Here is a 13,818-nt window from a genome sequence, read left to right as displayed (position 1 = left end):
TTGCGGTTCATTGACACGCCGGACAGGGCCGCAAGTATCGCGTCAAAGTACGCGGCCGAACTGTCAACACACCGTAAAGATCGAGGTCGGCGCCTGCGACGAAGGTAGAAGTGGAGAACCGGCCAGGCGGAGGACGCCAGCACGACCGGTGTCATCCGCCGGGAGGGAAGAGAGGATCGTCATGTCGGCAGTCGCGGTTGTCGTCGGATTCGTCTGCTGTGCGCTCGTCATCCGCGTGCTCGGGGCACGCGAGCAGTCGACGTGCCGACAGTCCGTCGTGATCGAGATGGAGAGTGCGCGGCGGTGACGCGCGCAGGACGCCGGGACCAGGCACAGCGGACCGGATCGGCCGGGGGCCGCTGGGCCGGAGAGGCGCGGCGCGCGATGATGAAAGCGTGAAGCGCGGCCAGTTGCGGATCTACCTCGGCGCCGCGCCGGGAGTCGGCAAGACCTACGCCATGCTGGGCGAGGCGCACCGACGGCTGGAGCGCGGCCGCGACGTGGTGGCCGCGGTGGTCGAAACGCACGGCAGGGAGAAGACCGCGCGGCTGCTCGAGGGCATCGAGCGCATTCCGCCGAAGATGATCGAGTATCGCGGCGCCACCTTCCCTGAGCTCGATGTCGATGCGGTGCTGCGGCGGGCCCCCGCGGTGGTGCTGGTCGACGAGCTGGCACATACCAATGCGCCCGGAAGCAGGCACGAGAAGCGCTGGCAGGACGTGGCCGACCTGCTCGACGCGGGTATCGACGTGATCTCCACGGTCAACGTGCAACACCTGGAGAGCCTCAACGACGTCGTGGAACAGATCACCGGCATCCAGCAGCGCGAGACCCTGCCGGACGCGGTGGTGCGCGGCGCGGACCAGGTGGAGCTGGTCGACATCACCCCGGAAGCGCTGCGGCGCAGGCTTTCCCACGGCAACGTGTACGCCGCCGAGAAGATCGACGCGGCGTTGCGCAATTACTTCCGGGCGGGAAACCTCACCGCGCTGCGCGAACTGGCGTTGCTGTGGCTGGCCGACCAGGTCGACGCGGCGCTGGCGAAGTACCGGGCCGACCACAAGATCACCGAGCTGTGGGAGGCGCGCGAGCGCGTCGTGGTCGCGGTGACCGGCGGGCCGGAGTCGGAGACGATCGTGCGCAGGGCGAGCCGCATCGCCACCAAATCCAGCGCCGACCTGGTGGTCGTGCACGTGGTGCGCGGCGACGGCCTGGCCGGGGTTTCCACCGAGCGCCTGGCGCGGCTGCGTGAACTCGCGGCCAGCCTGGACGCTTCGCTGCACACCGTCACCGGCGATGACGTGCCCACCGCGCTGCTCGAATTCGCCCGCGAGGCGAATGCCACCCAGCTGGTGCTCGGCACGTCGCGGCGCTCGCGCTGGGCGCGGATGTTCGATGAGGGCATCGGTTCCACGGTGGTGCAGCTGTCCGGCAAGATCGACGTCCACATGGTGACGCACGAGGAGGCCCATCGCGGATTCCGGCGCTCGGCGCCGCACCTGCGCCGCCCGGTGACCGCGTGGCTTGCCGCGGTTCTCGTGCCCGCCCTGGTGTGCGCGGTCAGCGCCGCGTACCTGGACGACGTGCTGGATCTCGGCGGGATCAGCGCGGTGTTCGTGGTCGGCGTCGTCGCGGTGGCGCTGCTGGGCGGCGTCGTGCCCGCGTCGTTGTCGGCGCTGCTGTCCGGCCTGCTGTTGAACTGGTTCTTCGCGCCGCCGCGCTACAGCCTGACCATCGCCGAGCCGAACAGCTTCATCACCGTCGTCGTGCTGCTCATCGTCGCCGTCGCGGTGGCGGCCCTGGTCGACCTGGCCACGAAGCGAACCAGACAGGCGCGCAAGGCATCTCGGCAGGCCGAGCTGCTGACCATGTTCTCCGGTGCCATCCTGCACGGCGCGGACCTGCCCAAACTGCTGGAGCAGATCCGGGAGACCTTCACCCAGCGCGCGGTCAGCCTGGTGGCGGACGATCGAGTCCTGGCCGAGGTCGGCGTCGATCCGCCGCGGCAGCTGTCCGACGCGAGCACCGTCGTCGAGGCGGGCGACGCCCATCACTGGTTGCTGCTGGCGGGACGTCCGCTGCCGACCGCCGACCGTACGGTGCTCAACGCGGTGGCGAACCAGGCCGTCGCGCTGGTACGGCAGGCGCGCCTCGCCGAAGAGGCCAGCGCCGCCGCGGCGCTGCTGGAGGCCGACCGCCTGCGGCGGGCGCTGCTCTCGGCGGTCAGCCATGATCTGCGGACCCCGCTGGCCGGAGCCAAGGCGGCGGTGTCCAGCCTGCGCAGCGACGACATCGAATTCTCCCCGGAGGACACCGCCGAACTGCTGGAGACGATCGAGGAATCGGTGGATCAGCTCACCGCGCTGGTCGGCAATCTGCTCGACTCGTCGCGCCTGGCCGTCGGCGTGGTCACGCCGCAGCTGCGGCGGGTGTACCTGGACGAGGCGGTGCATCGCGCGCTGGTGAGCGTCGGGATGGGCGCCCGCGGGCTGCGGCGCGCGGCGATGGACCGGGTCGAGGTCGAAGTCGGCGACGTCTCGGTGCGAGCCGACAGCGGCCTGCTGGAACGAGTACTGGCCAACCTGATCGACAACGCGCTGCGGCATGCGCCGCGCGACAGCGCGGTCCGGGTCAGTGCCGAACGCACCGGCGACCGCGTCTCGATCGCCGTCGTCGACACCGGCCCCGGCGTGCCGCACGGCACCGAGGAGCAGTTGTTCGAGCCGTTCCAGCGCCTCGGGGACCGGGACAACACCACCGGCGTCGGCCTCGGCCTCTCGGTGGTGCGTGGGTTCGTGGAGGCGATGGACGGCACGGTGCACGCCGAGCCGACACCGGGCGGAGGATTGACCATGCTGGTCGAGCTGCCCGCCGACAAGGCGGACTCCACCGGTGTGACCGGCGAGGTCGCGCAAGAGACGATGAGCGCAGGAGGTGAAAAGTGACGACACAGGAGGCGGCGGTCGTGACGAAAACGCCCGAGGCGGTGGCGACGAAGGTGCTCGTGGTCGATGACGAACCGCAGATCGTGCGCGCCTTGCGGATCAATCTGTCGGTCCGCGGCTACGAGGTGATCACCGCGGCCACCGGCGCCGCGGGCCTGCGCGCGGCCGCCGACCGGCATCCGGACGTGGTGATCCTCGACCTCGGCCTACCCGACATGGACGGCATCGAGGTGCTCGCCGGGCTGCGCGGCTGGACCTCGGCGCCGGTGATCGTGCTGTCCGCGCGCACCGACTCCGCCGACAAGGTCGAGGCGCTGGACGCCGGCGCCGACGACTACGTCACCAAGCCGTTCGGCATGGACGAGCTGCTGGCGCGGCTGCGCGCCGCGGTCCGCCGCGGCGCCGCCGACGGCGACTCCTCGGCACCGGTCGTGACGACCGCGTCGTTCACCGTCGACCTGGCCGCCAAAAAGGTGACCAAGCACGGCGAGACCGTGCATCTGACCCCGACCGAGTGGGGCATGCTGGAGATGCTGGTGCGCAACCGCGGCAAGCTGGTCGGGCGGCGCGAACTGCTGCGCGAGGTGTGGGGCCCGTCCTATGCCACCGAGACGCACTATCTGCGGGTGTACCTGGCCCAATTGCGGCGCAAGCTGGAAGACGATCCGTCCCACCCGAAGCACCTGCTCACCGAGGCCGGTATGGGCTACCGCTTCCAGGAGTAGTAATCCCGGCCACCGCTCGGCTGCCTCCGGAATGGTATGGCGTGACGCGGCGTTGCCAGGCGCGAGCCGATCGCGACGAGAATGGCAGGATCGAACCCATGGCTGAACAGACCGCTACCCCCGCCACCGCCACCGCGGCGCCGATCGCGCCGGGACCGACCACACTGTGGGTCGAGCGCACCGGAACCAGGGCCTACACCGGCCGCAGCTCCCGCGGCGCCGAGGTCCTGATCGGCTCGCAGGGCGTTCCCGGTGTGTTCACCCCCGGTGAGCTGCTGAAGATCGCCCTGGCCGCCTGCTCTGGACTGAGCGCGGACTTCGCGCTGTCGCGCAAACTCGGCGACAGCTTCGACGCGACCATCCGGGTCTCCGGCGACGCCGACCGGGAGAACGAGGTCTACCCGCAACTGGACGAGGTGTTCGAGCTCGACCTCAGCGAACTCGACGACGAGGCGCGGGAACGGTTGCTGGTCACCGTGCAGCGCGCGATCGACAAGGTGTGCACGGTGGGCCGGACGCTGAAGGCGGGATCGAAGGTGACGCTGTCGTTCGACATCGAGGCCTGATGGACGGCGCCGTCCGGTTGAGCGCGTGGGTGCACGGCCTGGTCCAAGGCGTGGGTTTCCGCTGGTGGACCCGCTCGCGCGCGCTGGAGCTCGGGCTGGTCGGGCACGCGACCAACGCCCGCGACGGCCGGGTGCACGTGGTCGCGGAGGGCCCGCGCACCGCCTGCGAGCGGTTGCTCGACCTCTTGCGTTCGGGGGATACACCTGGTCGGGTGCGGTTGGTTGTGGAAAGCTGGGAGCCCGCGCGGGGTGATTTGACGGGTTTCGAGGAGCGGTAGTGGTGATTCGGGCAACGACGGGGGCGCAGCGGTGAGTACGCGGAATCCGGGTGACGGCGAACGTCGAGACGACGCCGAACCCGAGCGACCGGCCGAGGACCGGCCGACGCCTGCGACCACGCCCGAATCGGCCGACCAGCAAGAGCGGCCGACACCCACGTCCGGCGGCACGGACTGGTCGACGCCCGTGTCCGCACCGAGCGGACCCGCGCAACCGCCGGAGATCGACTGGTCGACGCCGAGTTCGGTGCCACAGGGCACGGGGACCGGCCAAGAGCCCGCAGAAGGCACCGGTTCCGATCAGCAGCCAGCCGAACCCCAACAACGCCGAGGCACTGTGCAGCGTCAGGAACCAGGCGTCACGCAGCCGCGGCCGCCCACGGTGGCCGAGGCACGAGCTAGAGACAAGGCACGTAAGCGCGCCGAAGAAGCGCAGCGCGCCGCCGCGGCGGCCGAGGAGGCCAAGAAGCGCAAGCGCAAGCGGGTCATGATCGGCGGTGTCGCCATAGTCGGCGTCGCCGGTCTGGTCGGCGGCGGATACCTCGCCTACCGTGCGCTGGCCGCGCCGGACCGAGTCACCGCGCACTGCGTGAAGACCGAGAACGGCCAGGAGCTCGTGGTCGACGACTCCTACTGCGGCGAGGGCCGTCCCGGCTTCAGCAGCGGGCCGGGCCTGATCATCCTCGGCGGCGGACCGCAGTACCGCTACTACTACGGCGGTCCCGGCACGGTCGGCAAGCCACCTACCGGCGGCACCACGGTCAAGCCGAAGGGCGCCGAGATCAAGACCAAGAGCGGCACCACGATCCAGCGCGGCGGACTGGGCAGCAAGAGCACCGGCGGGGGATCGTAGATGCGCCGCGTGCGGGACACGCCCCGGCCCGGCTGGCAGGGGATCATCGAAAGCCAGGGCTTGGTCTACGGTTCCCCGGGGCGGGATGCGAGCGGGCAACCGCGGCCGTACTGGGACGAATCGGTCCATTACGAGTTCGAGATGCCGGAGATCCTCGCCTTGGAGGCCGATGTCGAACTGCTGCACTCGATGTGCCTGAACGCGGTGGAGCACATCGTGCTCACCGAGCGGTTCGCCGATTTCGGCCTGCCCGAGTGGAGCTGGGGTCCGATCGCCGAATCCTGGAAACGCTCCGACCAGCACGTCTACGGGCGCTTCGACCTGCGCTACGACGCGCGCCGCCCGGCGAAACTGCTGGAGTACAACGCCGATACCCCCACCTCGCTGCTGGAGGCTGCGATCGTGCAGTGGCACTGGCTCACCGACCGATACCCCGGCGGCGACCAGTGGAACTCGCTGCACGAGAAGCTGGTCGAGCGTTGGAGCGGGCTGCGTGACGTGCTGCCCACCCCGCAGCTGCATTTCACCTGGTCCGGCGCGGACGCCACGGGTGAGGACAACGTCACGACGGCGTACATGCAGGAGACCGCGGCCGAGGCCGGGTTCGACACCATCGCGCTGCCGATCGAGGAGGTCGGGTTCGATTCGGAGTTGGAGCGTTTCGTCGACTTGGCCGAGGCGCCGATCGAGGCGGTCTTCAAGCTCTACCCCTGGGAATGGGTGCTCGACGACGAGTTCGGCAAGCGTGTCGTGGACAGCCTGCCGCAGACCATGTGGATCGAACCGCTGTGGAAAACGCTGCTGAGCAACAAGGCGATCCTCGCGGTGCTGTGGGAGATGTACCCGGGCCACCCGAATCTGTTGCCCGCCTATCTCGACCAGCCCCATGAGCTCACCGAGTACATCCGCAAGCCGAAGCTCGGACGCGAGGGCGCGAACATGACCATCGTCGGCGCCGGCTTGGAGACCGCCACCGGTGGCGTCTACGGCGAAGAAGGCTACGTGTACCAATTGCTCGACCCGCTACCGGAGTTCGACGACATGCGCCCGGTGCTCGGCGCGTGGATCGTCGGCGATACCGCGGCAGGCCTCGGCATCCGCGAGACCGCGGGGCTGATCACCGACGACGGCTCCGCCTTCGTCCCGCACCGCATCACCGACTGAGCATCGTCACCGACGAACACCAATCCGTCTCGACCGCAGGCCAACCCATTTCGGAAGGATCAAGATGACCGCAGTCGCCCTGGAATCGGGGTACTGGAGCTCGCTGGGCGAGGGTGTGGGAGCGATCATCCTCTACGCCCTCGTCGGTTTGCTGCTCATGCTCGTCGGCTTCTACGCCGTCGACCTGACCACGCCGGGCAAGCTGCGCAGGCTGGTGGTGGCAGGCAAGCCGAACGCCATCATCGTCACCGCCGCGGGCATGATCAGCATGGCGTTCATCGTGGTGCTCGCCATCTTCGCGGTGGGCGGAGGCGGCAAACTCTCCGAGGGCCTGATCGCGGCGCTGGTGTTCGGCCTGGTGGGCATCGTCGCGCAGGTCATCTCGGTGCGGGTCATCGAGCGGGCGCTCGGGATCGACATCGGCGCCGCGTTGCACGCCGAGACCTACACCTCCGAGGTACTCGTCGTGGCGGCAGCGCATTTCGCGCTCGGGCTGGTCGTCGCCTTCGCGATTCTGTAACGGGTCGCCGTACGCAGAGATCATCGCTGGGCGCGCTCGCCCAGTCGCTTCGCGGGTGAAAGCCGGTGGTTCAGTTGTCGTCCAGATGATCGAGGCAATACGCCGCCGCCGCGAGGTACTGGCGGCACTCCGGGCCGTGCCCGGCGTGCACGCCGCGAATGAACAGCGCGCGGTCGAGGTCGAGATCGGTCGTGGGCTCCGCGGTGCAGTCCCGGTGCTGCGTGCGCCACAGATCCTGCATATCCAGCGATGTCTGCATCGTCCACCTCCCATGCCTGCGTGTCAGTGCGAGAAGGCTTGCCAACATCCTTACGCCGGAGGCATACCCCGTGGCTCCTCTCGGCAACCCGGCCTGGTCATCCGGTCACCAATTCCCAGTCGTCGGGCAGGCGCGCCGCGGTGATCTGGGTGCCCGCCACCTCCAAGTCGACGGTGATCGAGCCGAGCCGCAACGCGCGCAGCGAAATCCTGCCCCACCTCTCCGGAAGGTGCGGGCGCACGGTGAGCGTCCGGGCCGGAACGTCCGGGTCGAGTCCGAGAAACGCGCGCACCAGCAGCAGCGGCGCGGCGCTCGCCCACGCCTGCGGCGAACAGGACGTCGGATACGGCACCGGGTTGGCGAACCGCGACCGGGGAAAACCGCAGAACAACTCCGGCAGCCGCCCGTCGAACACCGCTGCCGCGTCCAGCAATCCGCTGGCCAGCTGCGTCGCGAGTTCGACCGCGCCGGGCACGTGCTGGTAGCGCAGGAGGCCCGCCACCGCGATCGCCGTGTCGTGCGGCCAGACCGAACCGCAGTGGTAGCTCATCGGGTTGTAAGCGCCCATGCTCGACGCCAAGGTGCGCAATCCGAACCCGGAGTCCATCTCCGGACCCCCTATATGTCGCACCAGTTCGGCCGCGTGCTCGTCACTGGCGATACCCGACCAGAGGCAGTGCGCCGCATTGCTGGTCAGCGCGTCGACCTGCCGCTTGCCGCCGTCCAGCGCCACGGCGTACCAGCCGCGGTCGGGCAGCCAGAACTGCTCGGCGAACTTGCCGCGCAACTCCGCGGCGCGCTCGCGCAGTTGGGTGGCCAGCCGCGGGTCGTCGAATGCGTCGGCCAAATCGGCCCTGGCCAGCAGCGCCGCGTGCACATATCCCTGCACCTCGCACAGCGCGATGGGCGCCTCGGCGATATGGCCGGTGGCGTCGTTGATTCCGTCGAAGCTGTCCTTCCACCCCTGATTGATCAGGCCACGGTCGGTCGCACGGCGGTACTCGACGAAACCGTCACCGTCGCGGTCGCCGTAGTCGGTGATCCAGCGCAGCGCGGCGTCGGCGGCGGGCAGCAGTTGCCGGATCGCCTCGGGATCCCCGCCCCAGCGATAGCACTCGGCGAGCAGCATGACGAACAGCGGTGTGGCGTCGGCGCTTCCGTAGTAGATGTTGCCGCCGAGCACCTGACCCCCCGCCGGGCCGCGGCGCATCTCGTGCATGATGCGTCCGGGCTCCTCCTCGGTGAGCGGGTTCACCTCCTGCCCTTGCAGTTCCGCCAGCTGCTGCAACGTGCCCAGCGCGAGGTCGACTTCCAAGGGCAGCGCCATCCACGCGGTGAGCAGGCTGTCGCGGCCGAACAGGGTCATGAACCAGGGCGCGCCCGCGGCGACGAACGGGCGGGCGTCGCCGGATTCGTCGTGAATCTGCAACGCGCCCAAGTCGCTTTCGGTGCGGCGCAGCACTCGGGTGAGCACCGGATCGGACGCGCTGATATCGGTGGCGGTATCCCGCCACGCCTCGATCTTGCGGCCCGGCGCGCTGATGCCATAGTGCTCGCCGGGAGCGACCGCTTGGAAGCGCTGATTGCCCACCGTGGGCTGGGCGATGATCTCGGTCTGCCAGACCTCGCCGACCGGCACGATCACTCGCCACAGCAGCGTGCCCGGCATCACCTGGGGCTCCACCGTCGCCGAGATCGAGATCCCGCGGGTGCGGTCGGCATGGTCGTGCAGCACCAGTTCGCCGTCGGCGACCGTCACGTCGGCCCTGGCGTGTCCCGCCCGGCCCTCCTTCACCGCGAACAGGTCGACGAAATCGGCGTCCACGTGCAACTCCAGCAGCACCGCCGTGGGCTCGCGGCCCATGTTCTCCAGGGTGAGCAATTCGTGCATGCCGTCGGCGACGATCCGTTCGCGCACCACCAGCAGCGTGCTGTCGGCCAGGCCCGCCTGCGGCGGCCTGCGCAACACGAACCTGGCGGCGAACGCCTCCGGACTCAGCACCGAAAGTGACTCGGCGGGTTTGCCGTTCACCAGCAATTCCCAGCGGGACAGCACGCGCGCGTCACGGAAGAACAACCCGTGCGGCTTGCCCGGCTCCACATCGCCGAGCCGGTTCGACAGGCAGAACGTGCCGCCCTCCACCAGGGTCACCGAACCGCACCCCCCGAATCCGGCCGGTTCACCGGAATTCAGGGGGGCGGGAGTCAATGGTGGGGTACCTGTCACGCCAGTCCGCTCGCGGCGATTCTGGCCGGCGCGGAAGCGGGCACGCCCGCATCGATCGGCACCGCGCCGAACCGATTCTTGGACCGCAGCACCCGGCGATACACCTGCTCGTAGCCGAAGCCGAGGGTGTCGGAGCCGAATTTCGCCTTCACGTGGGCCCGGCAGGCGAACGGGTCCATCGTCCGGACCTCCTCGATGGCCGCGGGCAACTCGGCGGGGTCGTCACAGATGCGGCCGGTCACGCCGTCGACGATCACCTCGGACACCGCCCCGCCGCGCAGCGCGACCACCGGCGTGCCACAGACCATGGATTCGATCATCACCATGCCGAACGGTTCCTCCCAGCGAATCGGGAACAACAGGCAACGCGCATTGGCAAGTAGCTTACGCTTGGCCGTGGCGTCGGCGAGGCCGAATACGTGGTCGTTGTCGGTCAGCAGCGGCCGCACCTTCTCCTCGAAGTACGTCTGCTCGGGTCGTTCGCTGCATTTGCCCGCGAGCACCAGCGGGATGCCGGCGGCGTGCGCGGCTTCCACCGCCAAGTGGGGGGCCTTGCACTCGCTGAACCGGCCGAGGAACAGCGCGTAGTCGTCCTTCTCGACGCGGAACGGCCAGTCGTCGACGTTCAGCGCATTGTGCACGCGCCCAGACCAGTTCAGGCCCGCGGCGAGTTCGCGCTGTCGGTCGCTGATCGCGACCAGCGCCACCTCGTCGCCCAAATCCTGGTAGTACCGGTAGATGTCGTCCTCGACCGGTCCGTGCACGGTCAGCACCGTGGGCAGGCCTAGGCGCTGGAAGAAGGAGGCGTTGAGCGGGCCGGCGAAAGTGTGGTCGTGCACCAGGTCCACACCCGATGTGGCCGCGACCTTCTCGATCGCGCGTCGCACCCGGATCGCGTGTACGACCTCGGGAAACGGCTCTCCGAGGCGCTCGGGCACGGCGCGATCCCACACCGGCACGAACTTGGCCTTGGTGCCCGGCTCCCCCGCCCCGAACAGGGTCACATCGTGCCCGCGGGCCACCAATGCGTCGACCAGATCGGCGACTACGGCCTCGACACCGCCGTATGCCTTGGGCGGCACGTCGAAATACGGTGGTACGACCATCGCGATGCGGAACGGACCGCTGGAATGGTCTGTCGACAAGTAGTCGGACGACGCCATCGGCAGATCGGACAACGCCCTCTGCCCCGAAATCGGCACGGAAATCGCGCTCATGACCCTCCTTCCAGGGACAACCAGTAGCACTCGCATTCACCCAGCACTCGGAGTACCGGGCGCCGAACTGAACTAAGTGGCCGCCGCGGCGGGGGTGAAGACCTAGCTGCACCGCCGTCCATGGGGCTTGGTTGGCCTGGTCACGCGGTCGGCATGAACAGGGGGGCCGTCTGGGAGGTACCTCAGACGAGCCGTTTCAAACCAATCAATGTGACTAAAGTCAACGAAATAGCAATTAATCAGCTATCAGTGGGTAGTCCGGTGGCCCCGGTTCGTCAACCCGCAATGACAACCTTCGGGTCTCCGTCGGCCTCCGCGTCCCCGCCTGCCGCGATGAACGCCAGCAGATCCTCGGCTTCGGCGCGAACCGCCGCCTCGTCCGGCACCGAGAGCGGATGCCACGGCACGATGCGCAGCGTGGCACCGTCGAGCGACCAGCGGCCGTGCACGAAACCGTCGACGAGATACATCGGCACGCCCGCGGACGCCTCCTTGGCGGTGCGCTTGCGGTCTTCCTCGCTGATGATGCGGCGGCGGTCCTTGTGGCCGAGCAGCGCGTTGTCGAAGGCGGGCAGGAAACGCACGGGCACGGGCGCATCCGGCTCGGCCAAAGGCGCGTCGGGTAGGTCGAACAGCACGCGGTGCTGGTCGTCGGTGAACACCCGCAGCCGCGTGCGCATCTCGTCGACGACCTCGGCCAACCGCGTGATGCCCGCCCACGCCTGCATATCGGCCACCGTGGCGGGGCCGAACGCGGCCAGGTAGCGCAGCACCAGCGTCTCGGGCTGCGGCGCGGCGGCCATGGGTGCGCCGATCCATTCCTCGGCCAGCCCCACCGTGACGTACCGGTTGCGCCACCGTCCCCACACACCGGTCTCCGGGCCGTGCGCCAGCGGGACCAGCAACTCCACCGTCTCGGCCAACCGGCGGGTGTGCCGGTCCGGGAAGCGCTCCGCGAGCAGCTTGCCCAGCTCGCCGCGGCGCAGCAACCGGCCGGCCAGCATTTCGCGTCCGGCCGCCGCGAGTTCCGCCAGGTCGACGCCGTCGATCTCATCGCGGAAATACGGTGCCTTCAGCGCGGCGTCGACCACCGGCTGCACCGTTGGCCGCAACCAGCGGAAGTCCGCGGCGTCGGCCAGATGCACGGTACGGCGGATCATGGTGGAGCGCACCAGCTGACGCTCGCGCAGCAGCGCGGCCAGGTCGTCGTGCCGGAACGCCGCCAGCCGAGACCACAGTCCCACGTAGGGCCAGTTCGGTTCCTGGCCCTGCACGGCGACCAGATGCCGGACGAGTTCGAACGGGGTCAGCGCCACCCGCTCCACCAGTTTCTGGCGGACCAGAAGCGTCCGATTCAGTTCGCGCAGCGAGAGTTCCGTCATGCGTCCATCGTCGCCGAGACCACCGACAGATCGGCGGCGGCGCGATGTTCGATGCTGCGGCGCGCGCGATTCACCGGTCCGGCAGACAGCGACCCGGGTCGGGCAGGTCGGCGCACGGCGCGTTGCCGTGCGCTCGCAGCACCTCTTTGCCGGTCTGATCGGTTAGGAAGTGCAGGAAACTCGCGGCGAGCGAGTCGCCGGGCAGTTCCCCATTGCTGTAGGCGTACTCGACGCCCCAGAACGGGTAGGTGCGCCGCACGGCGGCGTCGCGGCCCGCGCCGACGCCGTCGATCGCGACGGTGGGCAAGCCCGCGTCGATCGCTTCGGAGAACTCCACATACCCTAGTGAGCCCGGGATATCGGCGACCGCCTTGCGCATGTCCGCGGTCACCTGCACGTCGCAGTGCGCGAGCGCGCTGATGACCGTGCCTTTGAGCGCCGTGCAGCTCACGTGCGGGCGATCCGGCTGCGTGCCGTCGAGCAACCTGCGCTCGAAGGTGGTTCGCGAACCCGAACCGGGAATGCGGTTGACCAGCACCACCGGCAGGTCCGGACCGCCCACCTCGCGCCAGTTGCCGATCTTGCCCCGGTAGAGATCCTGGATCTGGGCGACGGTCAGATCACGGATGCCGACGCCGGGATGCACGATCAGGGTGAACAAGGACAGCGCGAGCGGCCGGTGCACCAGCGCCGGATACCCGCCGCCCTTCGCGCCGTCGCTGATCGCGAGCAGGCCGGGGTTGCCCGCGCCCTCCTCGGCGAGCTGGTCGAGACCGCGTTCGGTTCCCTCGAATCGGAACGCGAATTCCGCTCCGGTGCAGCGCTTCCGATATTGCTCGGCGGCATCCTGGATCACCGGCCCGAACGCCGACGACCCGATCACGGTCAGCTTGCCCGAAGCGCAGCCGAGCGGGGCCGGATCCGGCTCCATCGCGGTCATCACGAGTTGGACGATGATCACCGAGACCAGGAATACCGTGAGCGCGACCATCATCCGGGAAACGCCGGTACGGCTTCGGGTTTCGATGATCCCGCCGCCCCTGATGCCACCGCGCAGCACCGGGTCCGGATACGGCCCCACGCCGTCGGAGCGCTGCAGGATGGCCAGGATCTTGTAGTGATCGATCTTGCGCAGCGGCACTTTCGGCAGATCGATCACGCCGATGTGCCCGTCGGTGTCCTCGCGCACACCGATGCCGGAGTTGCGGCCGAGGTGGTCGGCGAGCGCCGAAGGATCGCTCAGCTCGTTCACCGCCATGCCGATCACCCGGCGCCGCGGAAAATGCAAGTGCAGACCGATCTGCGGGCTCGGCGCCGTGTAGTCCTCGATGTCGAGCCGCATGATGCCCGCGTTCTCGATGCGCACCAGGACGACCGAGATGTCCTTCAGGTCCGGGCTCGCGCCGTCGGCCGAGGGACGCAGTTGCGTGAGCACGCCGGGGAAGATCGACTCGATCTCCCCGGTGACCGGCGTATCCATCTGCACCCGGTAGCCGAGCCGTTTGCTGCCCGCGAAGACGAATTCGCGCAGGAACGCCAAGACCGCTATGGCGAGCGCAATCACCGCCACAACGGTGCCGATGAGCTCCAGAACGGTGTCGAGCTCCAAGTCGCCCACCAGTTGATCCCACTCCCCGAGAAGACGGTGTGCACTCATTCTCGGGGGCAATCACCCTCCGGCA

12 protein-coding genes are annotated in these 13,818 nt (G+C 69.0%); 7 read left to right on the top strand and 5 right to left on the bottom strand.

Annotation, left to right across the window (positions count from 1 at the left end; all coding sequences use genetic code 11):
- The first annotated feature begins 395 nt into the window (after positions 1 to 395).
- The 7 genes from ACWPXK_RS11670 to ACWPXK_RS11640 all read left to right on the top strand — a co-directional run bounded on the left by ACWPXK_RS11670 (position 396) and on the right by ACWPXK_RS11640 (position 7,051).
- Positions 396 to 2,945 carry an ATP-binding protein gene (locus ACWPXK_RS11670; RefSeq protein ID WP_454196071.1) on the top strand — a complete coding sequence of 850 codons (2,550 nt, stop codon included), beginning with the start codon at positions 396 to 398 and terminating at the stop codon, positions 2,943 to 2,945.
- Positions 2,942 to 3,670 (top strand): response regulator, encoded by a 729-nt coding sequence (locus tag ACWPXK_RS11665; protein WP_454196070.1) that lies wholly within the window; start codon positions 2,942 to 2,944, stop codon positions 3,668 to 3,670. Before ACWPXK_RS11670 ends, ACWPXK_RS11665 begins: the two co-directional genes overlap by 4 nt.
- A gap of 98 nt (positions 3,671 to 3,768) precedes the next feature.
- Positions 3,769 to 4,236 (top strand): OsmC family protein, encoded by a 468-nt coding sequence (locus tag ACWPXK_RS11660; RefSeq protein ID WP_454196069.1) that lies wholly within the window; start codon positions 3,769 to 3,771, stop codon positions 4,234 to 4,236.
- A complete protein-coding gene (locus ACWPXK_RS11655; protein WP_364331237.1) occupies positions 4,236 to 4,514 on the top strand; it encodes an acylphosphatase in 279 nt (92 codons plus the stop codon). Before ACWPXK_RS11660 ends, ACWPXK_RS11655 begins: the two co-directional genes overlap by 1 nt.
- A 31-nt stretch (positions 4,515 to 4,545) precedes the next feature.
- On the top strand, positions 4,546 to 5,367 hold the full coding sequence (locus tag ACWPXK_RS11650; protein ID WP_454196068.1) for a hypothetical protein: 822 nt from the start codon (positions 4,546 to 4,548) through the stop codon (positions 5,365 to 5,367).
- Positions 5,368 to 6,531, top strand: coding sequence for a glutathionylspermidine synthase family protein (locus ACWPXK_RS11645; RefSeq protein ID WP_454196067.1), 1,164 nt, complete (start codon positions 5,368 to 5,370; stop codon positions 6,529 to 6,531).
- A 64-nt stretch (positions 6,532 to 6,595) separates the two neighbouring features.
- Complete coding sequence (locus tag ACWPXK_RS11640) at positions 6,596 to 7,051, top strand: DUF350 domain-containing protein (protein WP_454196066.1); 456 nt, start codon at positions 6,596 to 6,598, stop codon at positions 7,049 to 7,051.
- Between the two features lie 70 nt (positions 7,052 to 7,121).
- Here the strand turns inward: ACWPXK_RS11640 and ACWPXK_RS11635 are convergent, their stop codons facing one another.
- From ACWPXK_RS11635 to ACWPXK_RS11615, 5 genes are all read right to left on the bottom strand, one after another.
- The gene (locus ACWPXK_RS11635; RefSeq protein WP_454196065.1) at positions 7,122 to 7,310 is read right to left on the bottom strand and encodes a hypothetical protein; all 189 of its coding nucleotides are present in this window, start codon (positions 7,308 to 7,310) and stop codon (positions 7,122 to 7,124) included.
- A gap of 97 nt (positions 7,311 to 7,407) precedes the next feature.
- Complete coding sequence (locus ACWPXK_RS11630; protein WP_454196064.1) at positions 7,408 to 9,519, bottom strand: amylo-alpha-1,6-glucosidase; 2,112 nt, start codon at positions 9,517 to 9,519, stop codon at positions 7,408 to 7,410.
- 14 nt (positions 9,520 to 9,533) lie between these two features.
- A complete protein-coding gene (locus tag ACWPXK_RS11625; RefSeq protein WP_454196425.1) occupies positions 9,534 to 10,700 on the bottom strand; it encodes a glycosyltransferase family 4 protein in 1,167 nt (388 codons plus the stop codon).
- A gap of 329 nt (positions 10,701 to 11,029) precedes the next feature.
- Positions 11,030 to 12,136, bottom strand: coding sequence for a winged helix DNA-binding domain-containing protein (locus tag ACWPXK_RS11620; protein ID WP_454196063.1), 1,107 nt, complete (start codon positions 12,134 to 12,136; stop codon positions 11,030 to 11,032).
- 70 nt (positions 12,137 to 12,206) lie between these two features.
- Entirely contained in the window at positions 12,207 to 13,793 is a 1,587-nt protein-coding gene (locus tag ACWPXK_RS11615; protein ID WP_454196062.1) for a PstS family phosphate ABC transporter substrate-binding protein, read from the bottom strand.
- Between the last annotated feature and the right edge of the window lie 25 nt (positions 13,794 to 13,818).

This window comes from Nocardia sp. Marseille-Q1738 (assembly GCF_965283145.1).
This window is presented reverse-complemented; position numbering and strand designations above follow the sequence as displayed.

Bases quoted from the DNA above. Each gene is read 5' to 3' on its own strand.
- ACWPXK_RS11660 (WP_454196069.1), top strand. From the start codon at position 3,769: ATGGCTGAACAGACCGCTACCCCCGCCACCGCCACCGCGGCGCCGATC.
- ACWPXK_RS11655 (WP_364331237.1), top strand. From the start codon at position 4,236: ATGGACGGCGCCGTCCGGTTGAGCGCGTGGGTGCACGGCCTGGTCCAA.
- ACWPXK_RS11645 (WP_454196067.1), top strand. From the start codon at position 5,368: ATGCGCCGCGTGCGGGACACGCCCCGGCCCGGCTGGCAGGGGATCATC.
- ACWPXK_RS11640 (WP_454196066.1), top strand. From the start codon at position 6,596: ATGACCGCAGTCGCCCTGGAATCGGGGTACTGGAGCTCGCTGGGCGAG.
- ACWPXK_RS11635 (WP_454196065.1), bottom strand. From the start codon at position 7,310: ATGCAGACATCGCTGGATATGCAGGATCTGTGGCGCACGCAGCACCGG.
- ACWPXK_RS11625 (WP_454196425.1), bottom strand. From the start codon at position 10,700: ATGGCGTCGTCCGACTACTTGTCGACAGACCATTCCAGCGGTCCGTTC.
- ACWPXK_RS11615 (WP_454196062.1), bottom strand. From the start codon at position 13,793: ATGAGTGCACACCGTCTTCTCGGGGAGTGGGATCAACTGGTGGGCGAC.
- ACWPXK_RS11620 (WP_454196063.1), bottom strand. From the start codon at position 12,136: ATGACGGAACTCTCGCTGCGCGAACTGAATCGGACGCTTCTGGTCCGC.